Origin of the sequence: Neoaquamicrobium microcysteis (assembly GCF_008180155.1) — a bacterium.
Lineage (GTDB): Bacteria > Pseudomonadota > Alphaproteobacteria > Rhizobiales > Rhizobiaceae > Aerobium > Aerobium microcysteis.
In genome coordinates this window covers 58145-77929 of sequence record NZ_VSZS01000064.1, presented here as the reverse complement: position 1 = coordinate 77929, position 19785 = coordinate 58145, and the positions used below count along the sequence as shown (strand labels likewise).

General features: G+C 65.2%; 25 protein-coding genes and 1 tRNA gene. 10 read left to right on the top strand and 16 right to left on the bottom strand.

Annotated elements, in window-relative coordinates; all coding sequences use genetic code 11:
- Positions 1–50: 50 nt before the first annotated feature.
- Complete coding sequence (locus tag FY036_RS24230) at positions 51–182, bottom strand: hypothetical protein (RefSeq protein WP_268932185.1); 132 nt, start codon at positions 180–182, stop codon at positions 51–53.
- A 160-nt stretch (positions 183–342) separates the two neighbouring features.
- Between FY036_RS24230 and FY036_RS14005 the strand changes: the two genes are divergently transcribed.
- Genes FY036_RS14005 through FY036_RS23790 form a run of 3 tightly spaced genes read left to right on the top strand, consistent with a single transcriptional unit; the run spans position 343 to position 1406 of the window.
- Complete coding sequence (locus tag FY036_RS14005; protein ID WP_148915364.1) at positions 343–729, top strand: DUF6152 family protein; 387 nt, start codon at positions 343–345, stop codon at positions 727–729.
- A gap of 5 nt (positions 730–734) precedes the next feature.
- Positions 735–1202 (top strand): DUF6644 family protein, encoded by a 468-nt coding sequence (locus tag FY036_RS14000; RefSeq protein WP_148915363.1) that lies wholly within the window; start codon positions 735–737, stop codon positions 1200–1202.
- Positions 1203–1250: 48 nt separating this feature from the next.
- Positions 1251–1406 carry a hypothetical protein gene (locus FY036_RS23790; protein WP_161601138.1) on the top strand — a complete coding sequence of 52 codons (156 nt, stop codon included), beginning with the start codon at positions 1251–1253 and terminating at the stop codon, positions 1404–1406.
- An 11-nt stretch (positions 1407–1417) separates the two neighbouring features.
- Here the strand turns inward: FY036_RS23790 and leuB are convergent, their stop codons facing one another.
- From leuB to leuD, 5 genes are all read right to left on the bottom strand, one after another.
- Positions 1418–2524, bottom strand: coding sequence for a 3-isopropylmalate dehydrogenase (gene leuB / locus FY036_RS13995; RefSeq protein WP_148915362.1), 1107 nt, complete (start codon positions 2522–2524; stop codon positions 1418–1420).
- Between the two features lie 75 nt (positions 2525–2599).
- Entirely contained in the window at positions 2600–2986 is a 387-nt protein-coding gene (locus FY036_RS13990) for a RidA family protein (protein ID WP_148915361.1), read from the bottom strand.
- 7 nt (positions 2987–2993) lie between these two features.
- Entirely contained in the window at positions 2994–3812 is an 819-nt protein-coding gene (locus tag FY036_RS13985; protein WP_148915360.1) for a hypothetical protein, read from the bottom strand.
- Between the two features lie 69 nt (positions 3813–3881).
- Positions 3882–4118, bottom strand: coding sequence for a DUF2798 domain-containing protein (locus FY036_RS13980; protein ID WP_148915359.1), 237 nt, complete (start codon positions 4116–4118; stop codon positions 3882–3884).
- 7 nt (positions 4119–4125) lie between these two features.
- On the bottom strand, positions 4126–4731 hold the full coding sequence (gene leuD / locus FY036_RS13975) for a 3-isopropylmalate dehydratase small subunit (RefSeq protein WP_148915358.1): 606 nt from the start codon (positions 4729–4731) through the stop codon (positions 4126–4128).
- Positions 4732–4818: 87 nt separating this feature from the next.
- On the opposite strand from leuD, the gene FY036_RS13970 reads away from it, so the two are divergent.
- Positions 4819–5955, top strand: coding sequence for an aminotransferase (locus tag FY036_RS13970; RefSeq protein WP_148915357.1), 1137 nt, complete (start codon positions 4819–4821; stop codon positions 5953–5955).
- Between the two features lie 24 nt (positions 5956–5979).
- Here FY036_RS13970 and FY036_RS13965 read toward each other — a convergent pair whose 3' ends face one another.
- Together FY036_RS13965 and FY036_RS13960 are read right to left on the bottom strand one after the other, a co-directional pair.
- Complete coding sequence (locus tag FY036_RS13965; protein ID WP_148915356.1) at positions 5980–6417, bottom strand: glyoxalase superfamily protein; 438 nt, start codon at positions 6415–6417, stop codon at positions 5980–5982.
- Between the two features lie 186 nt (positions 6418–6603).
- The gene (locus tag FY036_RS13960) at positions 6604–7773 is read right to left on the bottom strand and encodes an NAD(P)/FAD-dependent oxidoreductase (protein WP_148915355.1); all 1170 of its coding nucleotides are present in this window, start codon (positions 7771–7773) and stop codon (positions 6604–6606) included.
- A 118-nt stretch (positions 7774–7891) separates the two neighbouring features.
- Here FY036_RS13960 and FY036_RS13955 point away from each other — a divergent pair, with 118 nt between their 5' ends.
- On the top strand, positions 7892–8767 hold the full coding sequence (locus tag FY036_RS13955; RefSeq protein ID WP_148915354.1) for an HpcH/HpaI aldolase/citrate lyase family protein: 876 nt from the start codon (positions 7892–7894) through the stop codon (positions 8765–8767).
- Between the two features lie 22 nt (positions 8768–8789).
- Complete coding sequence (locus FY036_RS13950) at positions 8790–8996, top strand: DUF1737 domain-containing protein (RefSeq protein WP_148915353.1); 207 nt, start codon at positions 8790–8792, stop codon at positions 8994–8996.
- 96 nt (positions 8997–9092) lie between these two features.
- On the opposite strand, the gene FY036_RS13945 is transcribed toward FY036_RS13950, so the two are convergent.
- Complete coding sequence (locus FY036_RS13945; RefSeq protein ID WP_148915352.1) at positions 9093–9422, bottom strand: YunG family protein; 330 nt, start codon at positions 9420–9422, stop codon at positions 9093–9095.
- A complete protein-coding gene (locus FY036_RS13940) occupies positions 9419–9841 on the bottom strand; it encodes a metallopeptidase family protein (RefSeq protein ID WP_148915351.1) in 423 nt (140 codons plus the stop codon). The genes FY036_RS13945 and FY036_RS13940 overlap by 4 nt, the downstream gene beginning before the upstream one ends.
- A gap of 205 nt (positions 9842–10046) precedes the next feature.
- On the opposite strand from FY036_RS13940, the gene FY036_RS13935 reads away from it, so the two are divergent.
- From FY036_RS13935 to FY036_RS13925, 3 genes are read left to right on the top strand one after another with little or no spacing between them, the layout of a single operon-like run.
- Positions 10047–10970 carry an ImuA family protein gene (locus FY036_RS13935; protein ID WP_235897676.1) on the top strand — a complete coding sequence of 308 codons (924 nt, stop codon included), beginning with the start codon at positions 10047–10049 and terminating at the stop codon, positions 10968–10970.
- Complete coding sequence (locus FY036_RS13930) at positions 10888–12420, top strand: DNA polymerase Y family protein (RefSeq protein ID WP_235897675.1); 1533 nt, start codon at positions 10888–10890, stop codon at positions 12418–12420. Before FY036_RS13935 ends, FY036_RS13930 begins: the two co-directional genes overlap by 83 nt.
- Entirely contained in the window at positions 12417–15839 is a 3423-nt protein-coding gene (locus FY036_RS13925; RefSeq protein ID WP_148915349.1) for an error-prone DNA polymerase, read from the top strand. Before FY036_RS13930 ends, FY036_RS13925 begins: the two co-directional genes overlap by 4 nt.
- Before the next feature lie 46 nt (positions 15840–15885).
- Here the strand turns inward: FY036_RS13925 and FY036_RS13920 are convergent, their stop codons facing one another.
- The 5 genes from FY036_RS13920 to FY036_RS13900 form a co-directional block, all read right to left on the bottom strand.
- Positions 15886–16476, bottom strand: coding sequence for a TetR/AcrR family transcriptional regulator (locus tag FY036_RS13920; RefSeq protein WP_148915348.1), 591 nt, complete (start codon positions 16474–16476; stop codon positions 15886–15888).
- Between the two features lie 64 nt (positions 16477–16540).
- Complete coding sequence (locus tag FY036_RS13915) at positions 16541–16756, bottom strand: Trm112 family protein (protein WP_148915347.1); 216 nt, start codon at positions 16754–16756, stop codon at positions 16541–16543.
- 9 nt (positions 16757–16765) lie between these two features.
- Positions 16766–17437 carry an LON peptidase substrate-binding domain-containing protein gene (locus tag FY036_RS13910; protein WP_148915611.1) on the bottom strand — a complete coding sequence of 224 codons (672 nt, stop codon included), beginning with the start codon at positions 17435–17437 and terminating at the stop codon, positions 16766–16768.
- A 43-nt stretch (positions 17438–17480) separates the two neighbouring features.
- The gene (trxA, locus tag FY036_RS13905; RefSeq protein ID WP_148915346.1) at positions 17481–18437 is read right to left on the bottom strand and encodes a thioredoxin; all 957 of its coding nucleotides are present in this window, start codon (positions 18435–18437) and stop codon (positions 17481–17483) included.
- Positions 18438–18523: 86 nt separating this feature from the next.
- Entirely contained in the window at positions 18524–19021 is a 498-nt protein-coding gene (locus FY036_RS13900) for a prolyl-tRNA synthetase associated domain-containing protein (protein WP_148915345.1), read from the bottom strand.
- 193 nt (positions 19022–19214) lie between these two features.
- On the opposite strand from FY036_RS13900, the gene FY036_RS13895 reads away from it, so the two are divergent.
- A tRNA-Gly gene (locus tag FY036_RS13895) sits at positions 19215–19289 on the top strand.
- 67 nt (positions 19290–19356) lie between these two features.
- Here FY036_RS13895 and FY036_RS13890 read toward each other — a convergent pair.
- A complete protein-coding gene (locus FY036_RS13890; protein ID WP_148915344.1) occupies positions 19357–19713 on the bottom strand; it encodes a winged helix-turn-helix transcriptional regulator in 357 nt (118 codons plus the stop codon).
- Between the last annotated feature and the right edge of the window lie 72 nt (positions 19714–19785).

Here is a 19785-nt window from a genome sequence, read left to right as displayed (position 1 = left end):
GCGTCTCCCTCGGGCCAGACCCGGGGAGAGGGCGAGAAGGCCAAGGGAAATCAGACCGTTTTCGTGGTCGTCGTTTTGGCCATGGTTTTGGTGAAACGCGCGCGTGCGGCATCTGTGCCCGAAGCGGCAAGAAGCCCGCCATGGGAGAAGAATGCCAGATATGCCGTCAGAAGGCCGCGCATCGCGTTTTTCCAGTTCGCGCCCGCCTTTTACGCGCTTTGCGTCGGGAGTCAATGAGCGGGCATCGCCACGGGCCATCGCGATCAGGTCTAAGTGATTTGACCCCCGCTGCCTCCGCCATAGGGTTTCATTACAGGACGAAACCGGATCGAGGAGAGACCCATGGCATTGACCGCATTCTTCCGGGCGGCCTGCCTTGCCGGCGCGCTTGTGATCGGCGGGGCCGGCGCGGCGGTGGCGCATCACGGCTGGGCGTGGACCGAGGATGGCTATTTCGAGCTCGAGGGCGTGATCGTCGCGATCAGCTTCGCAAACCCGCACCCGACGCTGGATGTCGAGATCGACGGCGAGGTCTGGCGCGTAGACCTCGCCACACCGGCGGCGACCCAGCGCGCCGGCTTCACTGAGGACAAGGCCGAGGTCGGCGACGAGGTCTATGCGATCGGCAACCGCTCGCGCGATTCGACCGAGCGATGGATGAAGGCGGTGCGCATCATCGTCAACGGCGAAACCTTCGACGTCTATCCGAGCCGGGTGCCGGCCAACTGAGCGAGATGCTCTTCGACATCCTCGCCGGCATCGAGGGCCTGCCGGCGGTCAACGCGCTGAAGGTCTCCTTCGTCGTCTATCCGCTCATCAACGCGCTGCACATCCTTTCGATCGGCGCGACGGTGACCTGCGTGCTTCTGATGGATCTGCGCATTCTGGGCGTGGGGGGCGGTGTCGCGCGCCGGCCGCTGCTGCATCTGCTGCGCGAAGCGATCGCGTTCGCCTTTCCCGTTGCCGTGCTGTCGGGACTCGCGCTCTTTTCCATCCGTGCGCAGGAATACGCCACCAACCAGGCGTTCCTCATCAAGATGGCGCTGCTTGCGCTGGCAGGCGTGAACCTGTTGGCATTCCGCCTGCTGCCGCAGCCGGCGGGCGATACGGTCTACCCGATCGCTGCGCGGCTGCTGGCTGCGCTCTCGATGCTGCTATGGGTGTCGATCCTCGTCGCCGGGCGCTTCATCGGCTTCATCTGAGGGAACCTTCACGCGGCGCACCGGTTGAACCCGTGAAAGGAGCCGGTCATGTCCGAACTCGGAAAACCCAAGGAGTTTTCGGGAGCGCGCGCCAGACCGCAGTTCCGCGCCAGCAAGGGCGTCGTTACCGTCGCCCTTGCGATAGTCGTTCTCGTTGCGGTGCTGCTGGTGGTCTCGGGGTGTATGCCCAATCCCAACCCGTAGTCACCCAACAGTCACGCGGCCCGGAACTTCGCCACGATCGCATCGCCCATCGCGACGGTGCCGACTTCCGTCATACCGTCAGACATGATGTCGCGCGTGCGCAGACCGTCGTCCAGCACCGCCGAGACGGCGGCTTCCAGACGGTCGGCCTCGGCCACCATGTTGAACGAATAGCGCAGGCACATGGCAAAAGATGCGATCATGGCAATCGGGTTGGCGATGCCCTGGCCGGCGATGTCGGGCGCGGAGCCGTGCACCGGCTCGTAGAGCGCCTTGCGCTTGCCGGTCTTGGGGTCGGGCGCGCCGAGCGAGGCGGAGGGCAGCATGCCGAGTGAGCCCGTGAGCATGGCGGCCACGTCGGACAGCATGTCGCCGAACAGGTTGTCGGTGACGATGACATCGAACTGCTTGGGCCAGCGCACGAGCTGCATGCCGCCGGCATCGGCCAGCATGTGGGTGAGCTCGACGTCCTGATACTTCGCCTTGTGGGTGGCGGTGACGACCTCGTTCCACAACACGCCCGACTTCATGACGTTGCGCTTTTCCATCGAGCAGACCTTGTTGCCGCGCGTACGCGCCAGTTCGAAGGCGACGCCCGCGATGCGCTCGATCTCGAACGTGTCGTAGACCTGCGTGTCGATGCCGCGCTTCTGGCCGTTGCCCAGGTCGATGATCTCCTTGGGCTCGCCGAAATAGACGCCGCCGGTCAGCTCGCGCAGGATGAGGATGTCCAGACCCTCGACCACTTCGGGCTTGAGCGAGGAGGAGGCGGCCAGCGCCGGGTAGCAGATGGCCGGACGCAGGTTGGCGAACAGTTCCATGTCCTTGCGCAGGCGCAGCAGGCCGGCCTCGGGCCGCACGTCGTAGGGCACGGCGTCCCACTTGGGCCCGCCGACAGCGCCGAACAGAACGGCGTCGGCCGCCATGGCCTTTTCCATGTCGGCATCCGAGATCGCCGCGCCATGCGTGTCGTAGGCGCAGCCGCCGACGAGGCCCTCGTCGGTCTCGAAACCGGCGTTCATTTCCGCATTCATGACCGCGATGAGTTTCCTCACCTCCGCCATCGCCTCGGGGCCAATGCCGTCGCCGGGAAGAAGGAGGAGCTTGCGCGATGCCATGGGAAAGCCTTTCGGAAGAAGTTGCAGCCGCGTCTTGCTATCCGCAGCGGAAGCTCCACGCAAGTGGCGGGTGCGTCAGCGGTCGCGCCGCAGCGCTGTCACCTCGATCTCGATCTTCATTTCCGGCTCGTTGAGCTGGCAGACGATCATGGTCGCGGCGGGCCTTATGTCGCCGAAATGCTCGCCGAGGATCGGGAACACCCTGGCGACATAGGCGCGGTCGGTGACGTAGTAGTGTGCGCGCACCACGTCGGCGAGCGAGAAGCCGCCTTCCTCGAGCGCTGCAGCGATCGTGGCTAGGCAGTTGCGCGTCTGCTGCTCGACCGTCTGAGGCATGGTCATGGTGGCGTAGTCGTAGCCGGTGGTACCGGACACGAAGCACCATTCGCCGTCCACCACGGCGCGCGAATAGCCGGCGGTCTTCTCGAAGGGCGAGCCGGTGGAAATCAGGCGGCGCGTCATCGCTTTCTCAGAAATCGGAGGGGATGAGCGCAACGGCGGCCTGCGGCCACTGGTCCAGCGCGGGCCAGTAGCTTGTCGGGTCGCCCTGCTGGGCGAAGTAGAGCGCCTGCGCATCGCGATCCACCACCATGAAGGTGTCGGAGCCGCCGCACGCATGAGGCACGCAGCCGCGCGCGTAGAGCAGGCCGCCGGCCTCCGTCGGCATGCTGGACGTGCCGAGGCCGAGTGCGACATCGCCCAGCTCGTCGCCCAGCAAAGATTGCGCGGCGGCGTAGATGGCGGAATTGCGGAACAGATCCATGGGGTGGGAGAGGGCGGCCTGATCGAGCGTGTCCCAGCCCGTATCGGGTTCGGGCGCGTAGGCGATCCGCCCGTGCATGCGAAAACCCTCCTGGGGGTTCCAGACGCGAACGTCAGCCGTGGCGCCCGGCAACAGGTAGGGTACGAAGAAGACCTCGTAATCGGAGATGGCTGCGGCAGGGGTGTCGCACTCGTCGTCGAGCGCGGCTGACCTCACCTCGCCATCCTGCGGCTTCCAGACCATGACGGCCGCCGGCGCGCAGGCGTTGCCGCCCGGCCCGACGCTGAAGAAGGCCACGTCCGTGCCCCCGACGCTGGCGATCCTGTCGAACATGACGAAATAGTCGCGCGCCAGCTCGCGGCCGTCAAAGGCGAGGATCTTCTCGAAGTCCTCGGTCTCGGTGACGGTAAGCTCGCCGCCGGCAAACGGGATCGGTTCGGCCGCATCGTCCTGCGCGGCCGCCGGCCACGCCAGCAGCGCCGCAAGTGCCGACACGGAAAGGATGGTCTTGAGCGGGAAGGGCATGGCGGCTCCGTATATTGCGCCGCGCAATGTAGCTCGTCCGCTCCGGTCACGAAACCGGGTTCGTGTGACTCAGCTTTCCCTGACGATGCGCCGCAGGATGCGGCGCACGAAGGGGGCCACCACCAGGACGGCCGGAAAGGCGACGGCCCAGGAAGGCAGCCATGCCGCCAGCCAGACCATCGGCAGGCCGGAATCGACGCCCCGCGCGATGATCGTCGACAGGCCGGAGACCAGAAACGACATCATGCCGGACAGCAGCAGGCCGAACGCGACATGCTCGAAACGCTTCGGGACGAAGGGAGTCATCGCGGCGTCAGGCCCAGGGGCGGCTCTCGGCGTTGCGCTTCTCGAAGCTGTCTATGGACGGTGCCTTTTCCATCGTCAGGCCGATATCGTCGAGGCCGTTGAGCAGGCAGTGGCGGCGGAATGCGTCCAGGTCGAAGGCGATGACGCCGCCGTCGGGGCCGCGGATTTCCATGGCTTCGAGATCGACGGTGAGCGTCGCATTCGCGCCGCGCGAGGCGTCGTCCATCAGCTTCTCGAGATCTTCCTCGCTGACCTTGATCGGCAGAATGCCGTTCTTGAAGCAGTTGTTGTAGAAGATGTCGGCGAAAGAGGTCGAGATGACGCAGCGGATGCCGAAGTCGAGCAGGGCCCAAGGCGCATGCTCGCGCGAGGAACCGCAGCCGAAATTGTCGCCGGCAACGAGGATCTGCGCATTGCGATAGGCAGGCTTGTTGAGCACGAAATCCGGGTTCTCGGTGCCGTCCTCGTTGAAGCGCATCTCGGCAAACAGGCCCTTGCTGAGCCCGGTGCGCTTGATCGTCTTGAGGTAGTCCTTCGGGATTATCATGTCGGTGTCGACATTGACGATCGGAAGGGGAGCGGCGACGCCCGTCAGCTTGGTGAACTTGTCCATGGTTCTGCCTGTCTTTCGGCCTCGGAATTGGATGGAACCCGCTTTACACATAAAGTCCGGAAATTCAAAGACTGGGGAGGCGTGGTCGTGAAGATCGAGGAATTCGGCGTCGAAATCTGGATGAACCGGCACGAGAACGACTGCCGCTACAATCTCGCCGAAACCTGCGTGGAATCGCTGACCGTGGCGGAAGTGCTGGCACTCGCCGGCAAGTCCAACGCTATCCTCGACGAGCTTTTGCCGATGAAGCTTACCTATGGGGCCATCGAGGGCTCGCAGCGGCTGCGCGATGCGATCGCCGCGCTCTACGAAAGCCGCGACGCCGACGAGGTTATGGTCGCGCATGGCGCGATTGGGGCGAATGCGCTGGTCTATTCGACGCTGGTGGAGCCGGGCGACCGGGTTGTCTCCATCGTGCCGACCTACCAGCAGCATGTCTCGATCCCCGAAAGTCTCGGAGCCGAGGTGGTGCGTCTGGAACTGAGGCAGGAAGACGTCTACGCACCGGACCTCGATGCGCTGCGGGCGCTTGCGGGCGACAGCGCGAAGCTGATCGTCTTCTCCAACCCCAACAATCCCACCGGGGCGCTGATGGAGCGCGACGTGCTGGAGGAGATCGTTCGCATCGCGCAAGGCTGCGGCGCATGGGTGCTGGCCGACGAGGTCTATCGCGGGCTCGACCAGCAGGGCGATGGCAGCACGGTCTCCATCGCCGATCTCTACGAAAAAGGCATCTCGACCGGGTCGATGTCGAAGGCGTTCTCGCTGGCGGGACTGCGGCTGGGCTGGATCGTCGCGCGGCGCGACCTGCTTCACGCGGTCTCGATCCACCGCGACTACAACACGATCAGCGTCGGCATGATCGACGATCTCATGGCGGCAACCGCGCTGGAGGCCAGCGGTGCGATCCTCGCACGTAATCGCGCCATCGTGCGCGACAACCTTGCCATCCTCGATGCGTGGGTGGCGCAGGAGCCTTCGATCTCGTGGGTTAGGCCGCGCTCGGGCACGACGGCGCTGCTCGCCTATCGCCACGCGATGGGATCGGAGAGGTTCTGCACGCGGCTCCTGGAAGAAACGGGCGCGCTGTTTACACCGGGCGCGGCGCTCGGCGTCGAGGGAACTGCGCGCATCGGCTATGCCAACAGCACGCAGGTGCTTCGCGACGGGCTTGCAGCGGTGTCGGGCTTTCTTGCCAGCCTCGATGCAGAAGGGGCGGCCTGAACGACCGCCCCTTTGTTTTTTCGATCACGCGCGGCGAAGCGCCATGACGCCGGTTTCGGTGCCGGTGAGACGGCGCGAGCGGCCGTCGGCACCCACCACCATTTCCACGCGGCTGCGCTCGGCAGCGAAGTGCCTGGAAGTCGAGGCGTTGACCGGCGGGTCGAAGCGCACGGTAACGCGCCAGAGGTTCGGCTTGATCGTCTCCGACAGGCCGATGACGCGGCCATGCGCAGGAACCTCGTTGAACGTGCCCCGGACCTCGTCGCCAACCGAAAATGGCGCCGCCGTCACCACAGCGGTTTCGTTGTCGGTGCGGGCAGCAAGCGTGTTCCAGTCGCGTTCGCCGTTCTGGCGTGCGACGATGTCGAGCGCCTTGCCGTGGCTGATGGCGATGCCTTCGGCGGCCAGCGCATCGCGCAGGCGTCTGGCATGGGTCTTGTAATCGGATGACGGCGTGGTCATCGCGTTTCTCCTATCCGTTGGGACGGCATGAAAGGTCACGGGTGCCCGCATTGCCGTTTCGGCCGTCGAATGACAGGGAAACGAGACGTTTAGGGGAAGCTTCACCGTGGCTTTCGCCCGCGGGCGGCAGGGGCTTCCAAGCCCGCGGCTCAGATAGGAATTCAGGCGGGCGGCGTCAATGGCCGCTCAGATCACGTTCAGCTCGCGGAAGGCGCGGCCTTCCGCGATGCGTGCGTATCCGAAGGCCGAGCAGTCGATGGTGCGATATGCGCCGTGCACGACGAGTTCGGCCAGCGCCTTGCCGACAGCCGGGGCCTGCTGAAGACCATGGCCCGAAAAGCCGTTGGCAAAGAGGAAGTTCGTCACCTCCGGGTGCGGGCCGATTACCGCGTTCTGGTCGAGCGTGTTGTATTCGTAGTGGCCGGCCCAGGCGCGGCCGGGGCGGATCGCCTCGAAGGCGGGGATGCGGGTTGCGAGCGTCGGCCACACGACATCCTCGAACAGCGACCAGTCGGGCTCGAAGTCGCCCGGTTCGGCCGGGCCTTCGCCGTCCTCGTTTTCCGCGCCCCCGGTGATGTAGACGGCACCTTCCGGGCGCACCCAGATGCCGGACGGATCGACCAGAAGCGGCATGTCCCCGTAGCGCTCACGCGCCTCGAAGACGAAGACCGAGCGCTTCCGCGGCTCTACCGGGAGGGCAAGCCCGGCCATCGCGGCCACCTTGCCGCCAGAGGGCCCGGCGGCGTTGACGACCATACCGGCGTCGAGCCTAGTGCCGTCGGCAAGCGTGACGCCGGTGACGCGGTCGCCCTGCCGCTGGATGGCGGTCACCTCGCCGGTGACCAGTCGGACGCCCCTGTCCTTCAGCGACCTGCGAATGAGCGTGAGCAGAGCATGCGCGTCGAACCAGCCCTCGCCGCTGCGGCCATAGGCACCGCCCGAAATCCCGTCGCCCGACAGCCAGGAAAAGCGCTTCTGGAGCGCGCCCGCGTCCTCCAGCACGATGTCCGCGCCTTCGCCGATCTGAACCGCATGGTTGGCTTCGAGGATCGGCATGCCTTCAGGGCCGGCGAGGATCAGATAGCCCTTCTCGTGAAACGCGATGTCGGCGTCGGAGCCGAAACGATCCTTCAATTCGTTGAAGAAACCGAGCGTGAAGCGCGACAGGCGGATGTTCTCGGCGATCGAGAACTGCTGACGGATGGAGGCTGCCGAAAGCGTGGTCGAGGCGGTGGCGAATTGCGGGTCGCGCTCGATCACCGTGATCGATCCGGCAAAGCCTTCCTCTCGCAGGAACCATGCCACGGACGCGCCCACGATCGCGCCGCCGATGATGACGATGTCGGTATCGGGCATGGCTGAAGGCTCCCCTTGTTGTCGGGCGGAAGGAAACAGCTTCACCGCCGCCCCGCAAGTGGCGCATTGCCGCGCAGTGGTGCTTGCGCGGAAGAATCGGTTGCGCCAGAAAGAGGTCATGCAGATCAGACCGCCGCGCCGCCGCCGTTCCGTGCTCTACGTGCCCGCCACCAACGAGAAGGCGCTTGGCAAGATCGCCTCGCTCGACTGCGACGCGGTGGTGATCGACCTGGAAGATTCGGTCGCGCCCTTGCAGAAGCAGGCAGCGCGAGAGCGGATGCAAGACTTCTTTGCGGGTCGCGAGAAGGATGGCCGCGAGATGGTCATCCGCATCAACGCCCTTTCGGGAGAATGGGGCGCCGACGATCTGCTTGCCGCACGCACGTGCCGTCCGGACGCCATCCTGCTGCCCAAGGTGGAGACGGCGCGCGACATACTGGAAGCCAACGACCTGCTGGACGACCGGGACGCACGGCCGTCGCTGTCTCTGTGGGCGATGATCGAGACGCCGCGCGCCATGCTCAATATAGGCGCGATCGCAGCGCTGGGGCGGGACCGGGGCGCCAGGCTTTCCTGCCTCGTGGCCGGAACGAACGATCTCGTGAAGGAAACCGGTATCCTCGCCACGCCCGACCGCCGCTACCTGACGCCGTGGCTGCTGCAGATGGTGCTGGCGGCGCGCGCGGGTTCTCTCGACGTGCTGGACGGGGTGAGCAACGATTTCTCCGATCTCGACGCATTTGCCGCGGAATGCACGGAGGCCCGCAACATGGGCTTCGACGGCAAGACGCTGATTCACCCGGCGCAGATCGGCTCTGCCAACGTTGCGTTTTCGCCCTCGGAAAAGCAGGTGGCCGAGGCGCTTGCGATCCGCGCGGCCTTCGCGCTTCCGGAAAACGCCGACAGGGGCGCCATCTCGCTGGACGGCAAGATGGTCGAGCGGCTGCATCTCGAACAGGCGGAACGGCTGCTGGCCCGGGCCGACCTGCAGTGACAGATTCACAGGGACAGACACCATGAAACTCTACCGGCTTCTCACCGGACCTGATGATTCCAGCTTCTGCCACAAGGTGACGCTGGCGCTGAGCAAGGGCTGGCACCTGCACGGGTCACCCACCTACGCCTTCGATGCCGAGACCAAGACCATGCGCTGCGGGCAGGCGGTGGTGAAGGAAGTGCACGGGAAGGACTACGACCCCGAGATGAAGCTCGGGGAGCAGTAGAAACGCGCGATGGCGGGCTGCAAATGGCGGTTTTCTGCGCTTCGGCGTCCCGTACTCAAGACTGCCATTTAAGGGAGCTCGGAGAGCAGCAGGCGGTCAGAGGCCGAGCCTTTGCCGCAGTTCGGCGTATTGTGCCGGGCTGGTGTCGGCCATGGCTTCCTCGCGGGTGGAAGGAATATCCTCGAACGGGATCGGCTGCTCGAACTGGCCGATTGTGAAGTCCCAGCGCACGCCGTCGATACTGTTGTAGAAATGCGTGCCGCCGGGTGTTCCGGTTTTGAGTATGTCTCCGCCGAGAATGTCCTGAACCACGAGCGCGGTGACGCTGCACTGGCCGCGGGCGGGATTTTCAGCCGTCCATACGGTGGAAGTCCGAACGCTCCATGCCCCCTTCAGGCGGTCATAGAGTTCGGACGGCGCGGTCATTCCGCGTTTTCCTCGATGCGCTCCATGTCGTCGTCCGACAGGCCGAAATGGTGGCCGATCTCGTGGATCAGCACATGGGCGACGATGTCGCCCAGCGTCTCCTCGTTTTCCGCCCAGTAGTCGAGGATGGCGCGGCGGTAGAGCGTGACGCGGTTCGGCCCTTCGCCGGTGGACGGGTTCCAGCGCTCGGCGATGCCGCGGCCCTCGAACAGCCCGAGCAGGTCGAACGGGGTTTCCAGCGACAGGTCGTCCATGATCTCGTCGGTGGGGAACTCGGCGATCTGGATGACGATCTCGCCGGTGAGCTGGCGGAACTCGGCTGGAAGATGCGCATAGGTTTCCAGCGCCAGAAGCTCGAACTCCTGAAGCGAGGGGGAGAGCTGGTCGCTCCAGTCGCGGGTCTGATAGATGCGGGCCATTCAGTGTCCTTTTGGGGGCATATATAGCTTTGCCGCAAGGCTTTCGACCCCCCTATTGCACGAGCGGCCAAGACCCGTGTGCCGAAAGGACTCGCCGCCCCGCGCGACGACAGGAATAAATTCTTTCCAAGCTGCTTGACTCTTTCGCGGCGCTCTGGAATCCATAAGAACATAACAGGAACACAGACCGCGAAAGAGCAGCATCATGGCGACAGCCGCCGTGGCGCGTGAGGCCGTTTTTGCCTTGCGCCGGGAAATTGCGAGGATCGAGGGAACGCTGCCGGAAAGGCTGGAGCTGCCCGCGCGCGAAAGTGGGCAGGAGGGTCTGGTGCTGCGTCGGGGTGGCGCGCCCGAAAGAGCGGCGGGCCTTCTAAGGACAGGCTCAGCCGGGCTCGACACGGCGCTGGGCGGCGGCCTGCCCCTTGCCTCCCTGGTGGAAATCCACGGCAGGCAGTCGCGCGATGCGGGCGCGGTGGCCGGGTTCACGCTGGCGCTGGCCGCGCTTGCCCGGAAACGGACGGCGAACGCGCCGCTGCTGTGGGTGGGCGCGGGCGAGGCGTTTTCGGAAGCGGGAGCGCCCTACATGCCGGGCATTCTCAACCGCTTCGGTATCGAGCCGGAAGCCATGATGTTCACCCGGACGCGCCGGCTTGAGGACGCACTGTGGGTGGCGGAAGAGGCCGCGTCGCTGACTGCGCTTTCGGTCGTGCTGCTGGAAGTGCGCGGGCCTTCGCGTCGGCTCGACCTGACAGCGACGCGCCGCCTGCACCACCGCACGCAGGCAGCGCGCAGGCCCCTGTTTCTCCTGCGCCAGGCGGGATTGCCGGAGCCGACCGCCGCGCCCGTGCGCCTCGTCGTGTCGGCTGCCGCGTCGGGAGAGCGCGAAACTCTTGCCGGCCGGCTTGCCGGCTCGATCGGCCCGCCTGCCTTCCGCGTCGAGACGAGCCGAAGCCGGACCGGCATCCCCGCAACCTTCATGCTGGAGTGGAACGCAGATGAACGCGCCTTTCACGAGCGACATACATTGCCGGACGAAGCGCAGGATCATGGCGCTGTGGTTTCCGTATCTGCCGACGGAGCGCATCCTGCGGGGCAGGCTGGGACGGTCCTGGCGCGCGGGGTGGCGTGAACCGCGCCCGCCTCTTGTCGTCAGCCGCCACGAAAACAACGCCCAGCGCATCGCCGCAGTCGAGGAAGATGCGGCCGGGCTGGGGCTCAGGCGCGGCATGGGGCTGGCCGATGCGCGCGCCATGCATCCCGAAATCGAGGTCGTGGAAGCCGACGATGCGGCCGACCGGCAGCTGCTCGAAAGCCTCGCCGACTGGTGCGACCGCTACACGCCGCTGGTCGCGCTAGACGGTGCAGACGGGCTTTTCCTCGACATTGCCGGCTGCGCGCATCTCTTCGGCGGCGAGCAGGCGATGCTCGAGGACGCGCTGAAGCGGCTTTCGCAGCAGGGTTTTCGCGCCCGCGCCGGGCTTGCCTCCACGCCGGGCATGGCCTGGGCGGCGGCGCGCTTTCTGGACCCTGTTCCCGTGGCTCCCGGCGAAGAGCGGGCAACACTAATGCCGCTGCCGCTGGCAGCCCTGAGGCTGGAGCCTGCGGCGCGCGCCGGTCTGGAAAGCGTGGGCCTGCGCACCGTGGGCGCGATCGTGGATGCGCCGCGCGCGCCGCTTGCCCGCCGCTTCGGTGCGGGGGTGATCCTGCGGCTCGACCAGGCGCTGGGCGAGGTCGAGGAGGCGGTTTCGCCCCGGTTGCCTGTCGCGGCCCTTTCGGTCGAGCGCCATCTGCCGGAACCCGTCGTGCGTTCCGAGGATGTGGAGCGGCTCGTCTTCCTGCTGGCGGGCACGCTGAAGGAAGACATGGAACGGCGCGGCGAGGGCGCACGCTTTCTTCAGCTCTCTCTCTTTCGCGTCGATGGCGCGGTCAGGCGGCTGGGGGTTGGGGCGTCGCGGCCGCTGCGCGAGCCGGCGCTGGTGCTGAAGCTGTTTCGCGAGCGGCTTTCGGCCATCGGTGAATTGGAGGCGGATTGCGGCTTCGAGCTGGTGCGGCTTTCGGCGTTGGAAACCGCGCGGATTGCGCCGGAGCAGGCCAACCTTGCCGGCGGCAACGGGGCCGACGAGACCGATCTAGCGATGTTTGCAGATCGTGTCCGCGCCAGGCTGGGGGAAGGCGCATTGGCGATCCCCAGGCCGGTCGAGAGCCACATTCCCGAACGCGCGGTCGCGTTGATGCCGTATGGCGGCCTGGCCACCGGCGCGGCGCCCAGGCCCGTGCCGCGCGAGCGCCCGATACGGCTCCTGCCGCAGGCCGAGCCGATCGACGTCTTCATGGCGGAGGTGCCGGAGGGCCCGCCGCGCCAGTTCCGCTGGCGGCGCGTGCTCTACCGGGTCGCGCGCGCGGAAGGGCCGGAACGCATCGCGCCGGAATGGTGGCTCGGCGGCAGGCAGGAAGAACCCACGCGCGACTATTTCCGTATCGAGGACGAGGAGGGCCGCCGCTACTGGCTCTATCGGCAGGGTCTCTACGACGCGACGGCCGACATGCCGCGCTGGTATCTGCACGGGCTCTTCGCTTGAGTTCCCCGACTTCCCCCGCCTATGTCGAGTTCGCCGTGCAGTCGAATTTTTCCTTCCTGCGCGGGGCATCAAGGCCTGAAGAGCTGGTGCTTGCGGCCTATGGGCTGGGTCATGCGGCGATGGGGCTGGCAGACCGCAACACGGTTGCCGGAACCGTGCGCGCATGGAGCCAGTCCAAACAGATTATTCTGAAAGAAAAGGGCCCGGCATCCACCTTGCCCTATCATCCCGGCTGCCGCCTGGCCTTTGCCGACGGCACCCCGGACGTGCTCGCCTATCCGCGCGATCGCAAGGGCTGGGGGCATCTGTGCCGCTTGCTCACCCAGGCTAATTTTCGCGACGAAAGCCCCAAGGGAGACCCGCAGGTCTATCGTTCGGATCTGCTCGAGTGGGGCGACCGAATCTCATTGGCCGTCATTCCGAAACTCGAGCAGGATGGAACCGCCGATCTGGCGTTTCTGGTGCAGTTGCGCGACCGTTTCGGCGCCGATGCGATCTGGGTAGCCGTCGCTCCCGCCTATCGAGGCGACGACCGCTTCCGCATCGAGCAGGCGGCGGCTCTTGCCGCCGTTGCCCGTCTGCCGCTGATGGCGATCAACGATGTGCTCTACCATGGGCGTGAGCGTCGCCCGCTGCAGGACGTGATGACCGCGATCCGTCTCAACAGGCCGGTTGCGAAATCCGGTCTTGAGCTCGAAGCCAATGCCGAGAGGCATATGAAGCCGCCTGCCGAAATGGCGCGCCTGTTCCGCCGCCATCCGCAGGCGATCGCCGAGACGGTCCGCTTTGCAGGAACGCTGGGTTTTTCGTTCGATGAGCTCAAGCACAACTATCCTGAAGAAACGACCGAAGAAGGCGTCGATCCCCAGACCGAACTGGAAAGACTTGCATGGGAAGGAGCGCATAAACGTTATGCCGATGGCATACCCGAGAAGATATCGGCCGCACTTCGGCGTGAATTCCAGATTGTCGCCGAAAAGAAATATGCCCGCTATTTCCTAACGGTGCACGACATCGTCCGTTTTTCGAAGCAGGAGAAAATTCTCTGCCAGGGGCGGGGGTCGGCCGCTAACTCCGTGATCTGCTATTGTCTAGGCATCACCGATGTCGATCCCGACAAGTCAGACCTGCTTTTCGAGCGGTTCGTATCGACGGAACGCGACGAGCCTCCGGATATAGACGTCGATTTCGAGCACGAACGACGCGCCGAAATCATCGACTATATATACAATAAATACAGCGCCAAGCGCACGGCTTTGGCTGCTTCGGTCGTCACCTATCGCGGGCGCTCCGCGTTGCGGGAAGTCGCAAAGGCCATGGGCTTGTCCAACGACCTGCAGACCGCTCTTTCCGGTTCGATCTGGGGATGGTGGACGTCCAGGCTAGGCGAAAGAGAAGCCGATACCGGCGGCCTTTCCAAAGGTCATCCGATGCGCGCGCACGTCATGGATTGTGCCAACGAACTTATGAAGATCGAATGTCCGCGCCATCTGTCGCAACATGTCGGCGGCTTCGTCATCACCAAGGATCGGCTGGACGAAATCGTGCCGATCATCAAGACGGCGATGGACGAACGCAAGATGATCGAATGGGACAAAACCGACCTCGATGCGGTCGGTCTCATCAAGGTCGATGTGCTGGCGCTTGGGATGCTGTCGTGTTTGCGGCGGGCGTTTGATCTTCTTTCCGCCAATTATGCGCCCCGTAACGAACGGGGCGAAGCAATCGTGGATTTCATGACGATGCCGAAGGAGGACAGGCACGTCTACGACATGATCTGCCGCGCCGACACGCTCGGCGTCTTCCAGATCGAGAGCCGTGCCCAGATGTCGATGCTGCCGCGATTAAGGCCACGTGAATTCTACGATCTCGTGATCGAGGTGGCGATCGTTAGGCCCGGCCCGATCCAGGGCAACATGGTCCACCCCTATCTGCGGCGCAGGATGGGAAAGGAGAAGGTCGACTACCCGAAGGAGGAGATGCGGGAAATCCTCGGCAGGACGCTCGGCGTACCCCTGTTCCAAGAACAGGCGATGAAGATCGCCATCGTTGCGGGCGGTTTCTCGCCCGGCGAAGCCGACCAGCTCCGCCGGGCCATGGCGACGTTCCGCCGAAACGGCACGATTCAGAATTACAGGGAAAGAATGGTCTCCGGCATGATTGCCAAGGGCTATACGAAGGATTTCGCCGAGCGCTGCTTCGCTCAGATCGAAGGCTTCGGCGACTACGGCTTTCCCGAGAGCCATGCCGCGTCCTTCGCCTTGCTGGTCTATGCTTCCTGCTGGTTCAAGACCTTCTATCCGGACGTCTTCTGTGCGGCGATCCTCAATTCGCAGCCGATGGGCTTTTATGCGCCGGCGCAACTGGTGCGGGATGCGGCCGACCACGGGGTCGGGATTCTGCCCGTGGACATCAACGAGTCGGACTGGGACTGCACTCTCGAAAAGATGAGTTTCGATCCTTCGAAGATCATCGGGCGGCATGCCTCGATGCGCGGTGTCATCAAAACTGCCCACGCAGTTCGGCTCGGCTTCCGGCAGGTGAAAGGGCTGCCCGAGAAGCAGATGAAGCTTTTCGTCGAACGACGCGGCGAGGGTTATCGTTCGGTCCGCGACCTGTGGCTACGGTCCGGCCTCGATGTCGGCGCTATCGAGAAGCTGGCGCAGGCCGATGCGTTCCGATCCATCGGCCTCGACAGGCGCGCCGCACTCTGGGCCGTCCGCGCGCTCGATCGCGCTTCGGCCACGGAAACGCTGCCGCTTTTCGACAGGCCCGACGTGCACCTCGAAGACAGGGAGCCTGAAATGCAACTGCCTGTCATGCCGCTTGGAGAGCATGTGATCCACGATTATCGCGCGCTGTCCCTGTCGCTCAAGGCCCATCCGCTCTCCTTCCTGCGCCGGCAGTTCGATCAGGCCGGCATCACGCCGAATGTCGATCTCGGATCGGTGCCGAACGGGCGCAGGGTCTCGGTGGCGGGGCTGGTTCTGGTGCGGCAGCGGCCGGGGAAGGGCAATGCCATCTTCCTTACGCTGGAAGACGAAGAGGCAATCGCCAATGTCATCGTCTGGCACAGGGATTTCGAGCGGTTCCGGCCGGTCATCATGGGCGGCAAGCTGCTGCGCGTGAGCGGCCGCCTGCAGTGCGAGGCAGACGTCATTCATATTGTGGCCGAGCAGATGGAGGATCTGAGCTGGCAACTTGGCGCACTTTCGGAAACCGCAGGCAGGGTGGAGTTTGCCGGACCGGCCGACGAGGTGAAGCGTGGCATAGACGAAGACCGGCGGACGCTGGCTGCGGCGGGGCTGCTTCGTCGCCATGCCGTCGTCGCCGTTCCTTCAAAGCATGCGGGCCCGTCTGCCGAGAACGCGGCGGCCCGGATCGTCAAGGTGATGCCCAAGGGACGGAATTTTCATTGATGTGCATGGCATCCATCACGACCGCCGGAAAGCGCTTTTCAGCGGCTCATCCAGCCAGCGTACGTTCCATGCGGCGAAAGCTCTCCGACAGGATGGAGGCGTCCTTGAGCGCATGGGCAAGCATGATGCCGCCCTGCCACTCGGCCAGTGCGGCGCGCGCGCGTGAAAGCGCCAGCGAGGGGCGCTGGCCGGCCCGGCCAAGCTCGCGCGCCATGAAGCCGACGAGCATCGCGAAAGCCTCGGCGGCACGATCGGAGGCTTCCGGCGCGTCGCGGCGAAAATCCCTGACGCAAAGCGCGATCAGGCAGCCATGCGCCACACGGCCGGGCGCGCTGCGCGACAGCCTCGCCACCAGGGCAGCCAGCCGACGGCGCGGTTCGCCTTCATCCGCGCCGGTCGCTTCCAGCATCGCCTCCGTCTCGGCCACGAACACGTCGGCGACGGCGCGGGCGAGGTCGGCCTTGGTCCTGAAATAGTAGAAGAGGTTTCCGGGAGGCACGTTCGCGGCAATCGCCACGTCGGCAAGCGTCGTAGAGGCGTAGCCTTCGCGCCAGAACAGCCCAGCCGCGGCCGCGGTGATCGCCTCGCGGTTGGCATAGCCCTTGCTGCGGCGGGCCTGCTTTTCAGGGCTGCTCACGAGGGTCCCGACGGGTCACGGTGGCACCTGCGCGCAACTGGACCGAGCCTGTCCGGGAAGAACCTCACCGGTCCAGCTCGTCCTCGGCCAGCGGCCGCGCTTCGGAGGGAAGCATGATGGGCACGCCGTCGCGCACGGGATAGGCCAGCTTTGCCGAAGGCGATACCAGCTCGGAGGTTTCGGGCCGCCACTTCAGCGGCGCCTTGGTCAGCGGGCAGGCCAGCATCTCGAGAAGTTTCGGGTCGACCGCGTGTGCTTTGGCCAGTGCCGTCTCGTCCATGTTTCCCCACTATTGCAGGCTGGAGCCGAAATCCTCGTCGTCGCGCGCCAGCGCGATCTCGGTGATGGCGATCAGCGTCTCGGCCCTGGTCTTCAGGTCCGGCGCTTCAAGGAGCGCCTGCTTTTCGGCCGGGCCATAGGGCGCCATCATCGACAGCGCGTTGACCAGCATCGCGTTCTCGGCGCGGCTGACGCTTTCCCAGTCCGCGTCGAGGTCGTTGGCCTTCAGATAGGCACGGAAAGCCTTGAGCAGGGCTGGGCGGTCGACCTCGCCCGCGCCCGCCTCGGCGTCGAGGTCGGCGATGAAGGCGGCGATGCGGCTCTGGCGGAAAGGGGCCCTTGTGTGCATCTCGGAGGCAATCCGGAAACGGCACACGCCCTGAAGCGATATGAGGTAACGTCCGTCGCCGGTCTCGGCAAAGGAGGTGAGGCGCCCAAGGCAGCCGACCTCGCACAGTTCCGGCTCGCCATCGCTGCGCAGCGCCCCGTCAAGACGCGGCTGGATCATGCCGATGAGGCGCTGATGGGCCAGCGCATGGTCGATCATCTCCAGATAGCGCGGCTCGAATATGTTGAGCGGCATGCGGCCACCCGGCAAGAGCAGCGCGCCGGTCAGCGGAAACACCGGGACCGTGTCGGGAATGTCCTTCGCCGTTCGGTAGCGCGCGTTTCCCGCCTGCACCATCGTCTCCTATCTGCCGCTGCCGGCGTTACCTCGCCTGCGCTTACGAGAACAGAAGCGACGAAAGCTTGCGCCGGGCCGCAAGCGTCGCTTCGTCAGCCATGCCCCAAGCCTCGAAGAACTTCAGAAGCTGGAGCCGCGCGCCGTCGTCCTTCCAGGTGCGGTCGGCCTTCATGATCGCCAGCAGATGGTCGGCCGCCTGATCGCGCTCGCCGAGCGCGTTAGCGATCAGAGCGAGGTCGAAACGCGCCTGATGGTCCTTCGGGTTTTCGGCCAGACGGCGCTCCAGCGCCGCAGGGTCGCCCAGCTCGGCCACCTGCTCGGCCAGCGCCAGCTTGGCGCGGATGCCGGCAAGTTGCGGCGCATCGCTGGCGGTTTCGGGCGCGCGGGCAAGAACTTCGCGGGCATTGTCCGCGCTACCGGCGTCGAACAGCACTTCCGCCAGACCGCCCAGAGCATCGAGGTTTTCCGGCTCCTGCTGGAGGATCGCGGCATAGATCTGCGCCGCGCCCTGCAGGTCGCCTTCCGCGCGCACTTCCTGGGCGGCGGCGAGAGCGTCGGCAGTCGCCTGCCCGGCGCCGCCCGCACCCGCCACCTTGTCGATGAACTCGACGATCTTGCTTTCGGGTATCGCGCCCATGAAGCCGTCGACCGGCTGGCCGTCGCGGAAAGCAATGACCGCGGGAATGGACTGGATGCCGAGCTGGCCGGCAATGGCCGGATGCTCGTCGATGTTCATCTTGACCAGCTTCACCCGGCCACGCGATTCACGCACCGCCTTTTCAAGCGCCGGCGCAAGCTGCTTGCACGGGCCGCACCAAGGCGCCCAGAAATCGACAAGAACCGGCTGGTTCCGCGATTCCTGTATCACGTCCGCGGCAAAGCCGGCCGTGGTCGTGTCCTTCACCGCTCCCGCGGCGTCCTGCGCGGGTTCGGCCGGCGCACCGTTGTCGCCGTACTGGACGGCATAGCCGCCATAGGGGTTGTCCTGAACGCTCATAACCGTTCCTTGTTTCGCCGAGACTTTCGCACGCTCTAATACCAGCGGCGCGGCAGGTCGAGTAGACGCGCAATGAAATGTGGCGTCTAGGCCGAGAGTTTCAAGACGAGCGGCTGGTGGCCGGTCGCCTCCACGAAGCGAAGCAGGTCTTCGCGCGCTATCGACGTCGTGGCATCGTTGGTCAGCGGGTGGGCATTGACGATGTCGTGGCGCATCAGCGCCTCGTCGAAGATGATCTTCACAGCGCCGGCTGTGTCGTTGACGATGCCGAAGGCGGTGACGGCTCCCGGCGTGACGCCCAGAAGTTCGAGCAGCCTGTCGGGCTTGCCGAAAGAGACGCGGCTCGCCGCGCCGATGACATGGTGGATCTGCTTCAGGTCCACCTCCGCATTCTCCTCTACCGTGAGCAGGAAATAGTTGTCCTTCTTGTCCTTCAGGAACAGGTTTTTGGTGTGACCGCCGGCGATCTCGCCGCGTAGGGCCTGCGAATCGGCCACGGTGAAGAGCGGCGGATGGGTGACCGTCTTCACCGCGATGCCCAGGCCGTCCAGAAAGGCGAAAAGCTGGTCGGGCGTCTTGGGCATTGCGTCAGCTCCGTCGAAGGCATGGAAGATCGTGCTTAGCCGAAGCGCGCGCCGCGCGTCCAGCCCGGTTGGTGGCGTCGCCAGACATGGCCTCAAGCCGCGCCGCGAGAGGCCAAGAAATTCATGTCTTTGCCTGTTGCATTCCCGGTCGAGTTCGGCCATATAGGCGCGGCTTGCGGCGAGAGCCGCGCGAGCGGGTGTAGCTCAGGGGTAGAGCACAACCTTGCCAAGGTTGGGGTCGAGGGTTCGAATCCCTTCGCCCGCTCCAGTTTTCCCAACCGATCACAAAGCCGCGCGTCGTCGCGGCTTTTGTGTTTCTGCTGTTACGCTGCTGGCTAGACCTCGGCTGAAGCGGCCACCGTTGGCGGCGTATCCGTGAAGCCCGGCTCTTGCGCCTCCCACCAGTCCCCCAGCGCGTCGATGAGCGGCACCAGGCGTTCTCCGGCAGGGGTCAGGTCGTATTCGACCCGCAGCGGATAGCCGCCAAATTCGGTGCGGCGGACAATACCGGCGTCTTCGAGCTTGCGAAGCTCGAACGCGAGCATCTTGTGCGAGATCGTCGGATTGTCGCGACGAAGGTCGGTAAACCGCTTGGTCCCCTCATGCAGGTAGTAAATCAGCAGCGCCGGCCAGCGGCCGCTCAGCACCTGCATGACTTCTTCGATCGGGCAGCGGGAGACGAGGTCTTTCATGAGCAGCTCGTGGTTACAAAAAGGTGCGTAATTTACTTGGCGCGGCCGCCCGATATGGTCCGGCTCCGCTGC

Bases quoted from the DNA above. Each gene is read 5' to 3' on its own strand.
- FY036_RS24230 (WP_268932185.1), bottom strand. From the start codon at position 182: ATGCGCGGCCTTCTGACGGCATATCTGGCATTCTTCTCCCATGGCGGG.
- FY036_RS13950 (WP_148915353.1), top strand. From the start codon at position 8,790: ATGAAACTCTACCGGCTTCTCACCGGACCTGATGATTCCAGCTTCTGC.
- FY036_RS23790 (WP_161601138.1), top strand. From the start codon at position 1,251: ATGTCCGAACTCGGAAAACCCAAGGAGTTTTCGGGAGCGCGCGCCAGA.
- FY036_RS13935 (WP_235897676.1), top strand. From the start codon at position 10,047: ATGGCGACAGCCGCCGTGGCGCGTGAGGCCGTTTTTGCCTTGCGCCGG.
- FY036_RS13900 (WP_148915345.1), bottom strand. From the start codon at position 19,021: ATGCCCAAGACGCCCGACCAGCTTTTCGCCTTTCTGGACGGCCTGGGC.
- FY036_RS13960 (WP_148915355.1), bottom strand. From the start codon at position 7,773: ATGCCCGATACCGACATCGTCATCATCGGCGGCGCGATCGTGGGCGCG.
- FY036_RS13990 (WP_148915361.1), bottom strand. From the start codon at position 2,986: ATGACGCGCCGCCTGATTTCCACCGGCTCGCCCTTCGAGAAGACCGCC.
- FY036_RS13965 (WP_148915356.1), bottom strand. From the start codon at position 6,417: ATGACCACGCCGTCATCCGATTACAAGACCCATGCCAGACGCCTGCGC.
- FY036_RS14000 (WP_148915363.1), top strand. From the start codon at position 735: ATGCTCTTCGACATCCTCGCCGGCATCGAGGGCCTGCCGGCGGTCAAC.
- FY036_RS13980 (WP_148915359.1), bottom strand. From the start codon at position 4,118: ATGACTCCCTTCGTCCCGAAGCGTTTCGAGCATGTCGCGTTCGGCCTG.
- FY036_RS13930 (WP_235897675.1), top strand. From the start codon at position 10,888: ATGGCGCTGTGGTTTCCGTATCTGCCGACGGAGCGCATCCTGCGGGGC.
- leuB (WP_148915362.1), bottom strand. From the start codon at position 2,524: ATGGCATCGCGCAAGCTCCTCCTTCTTCCCGGCGACGGCATTGGCCCC.
- FY036_RS13915 (WP_148915347.1), bottom strand. From the start codon at position 16,756: ATGGACGAGACGGCACTGGCCAAAGCACACGCGGTCGACCCGAAACTT.
- FY036_RS13955 (WP_148915354.1), top strand. From the start codon at position 7,892: ATGCAGATCAGACCGCCGCGCCGCCGCCGTTCCGTGCTCTACGTGCCC.
- FY036_RS13945 (WP_148915352.1), bottom strand. From the start codon at position 9,422: ATGACCGCGCCGTCCGAACTCTATGACCGCCTGAAGGGGGCATGGAGC.
- FY036_RS13890 (WP_148915344.1), bottom strand. From the start codon at position 19,713: ATGAAAGACCTCGTCTCCCGCTGCCCGATCGAAGAAGTCATGCAGGTG.
- FY036_RS13985 (WP_148915360.1), bottom strand. From the start codon at position 3,812: ATGCCCTTCCCGCTCAAGACCATCCTTTCCGTGTCGGCACTTGCGGCG.
- trxA (WP_148915346.1), bottom strand. From the start codon at position 18,437: ATGAGCGTTCAGGACAACCCCTATGGCGGCTATGCCGTCCAGTACGGC.
- leuD (WP_148915358.1), bottom strand. From the start codon at position 4,731: ATGGACAAGTTCACCAAGCTGACGGGCGTCGCCGCTCCCCTTCCGATC.
- FY036_RS14005 (WP_148915364.1), top strand. From the start codon at position 343: ATGGCATTGACCGCATTCTTCCGGGCGGCCTGCCTTGCCGGCGCGCTT.
- FY036_RS13940 (WP_148915351.1), bottom strand. From the start codon at position 9,841: ATGGCCCGCATCTATCAGACCCGCGACTGGAGCGACCAGCTCTCCCCC.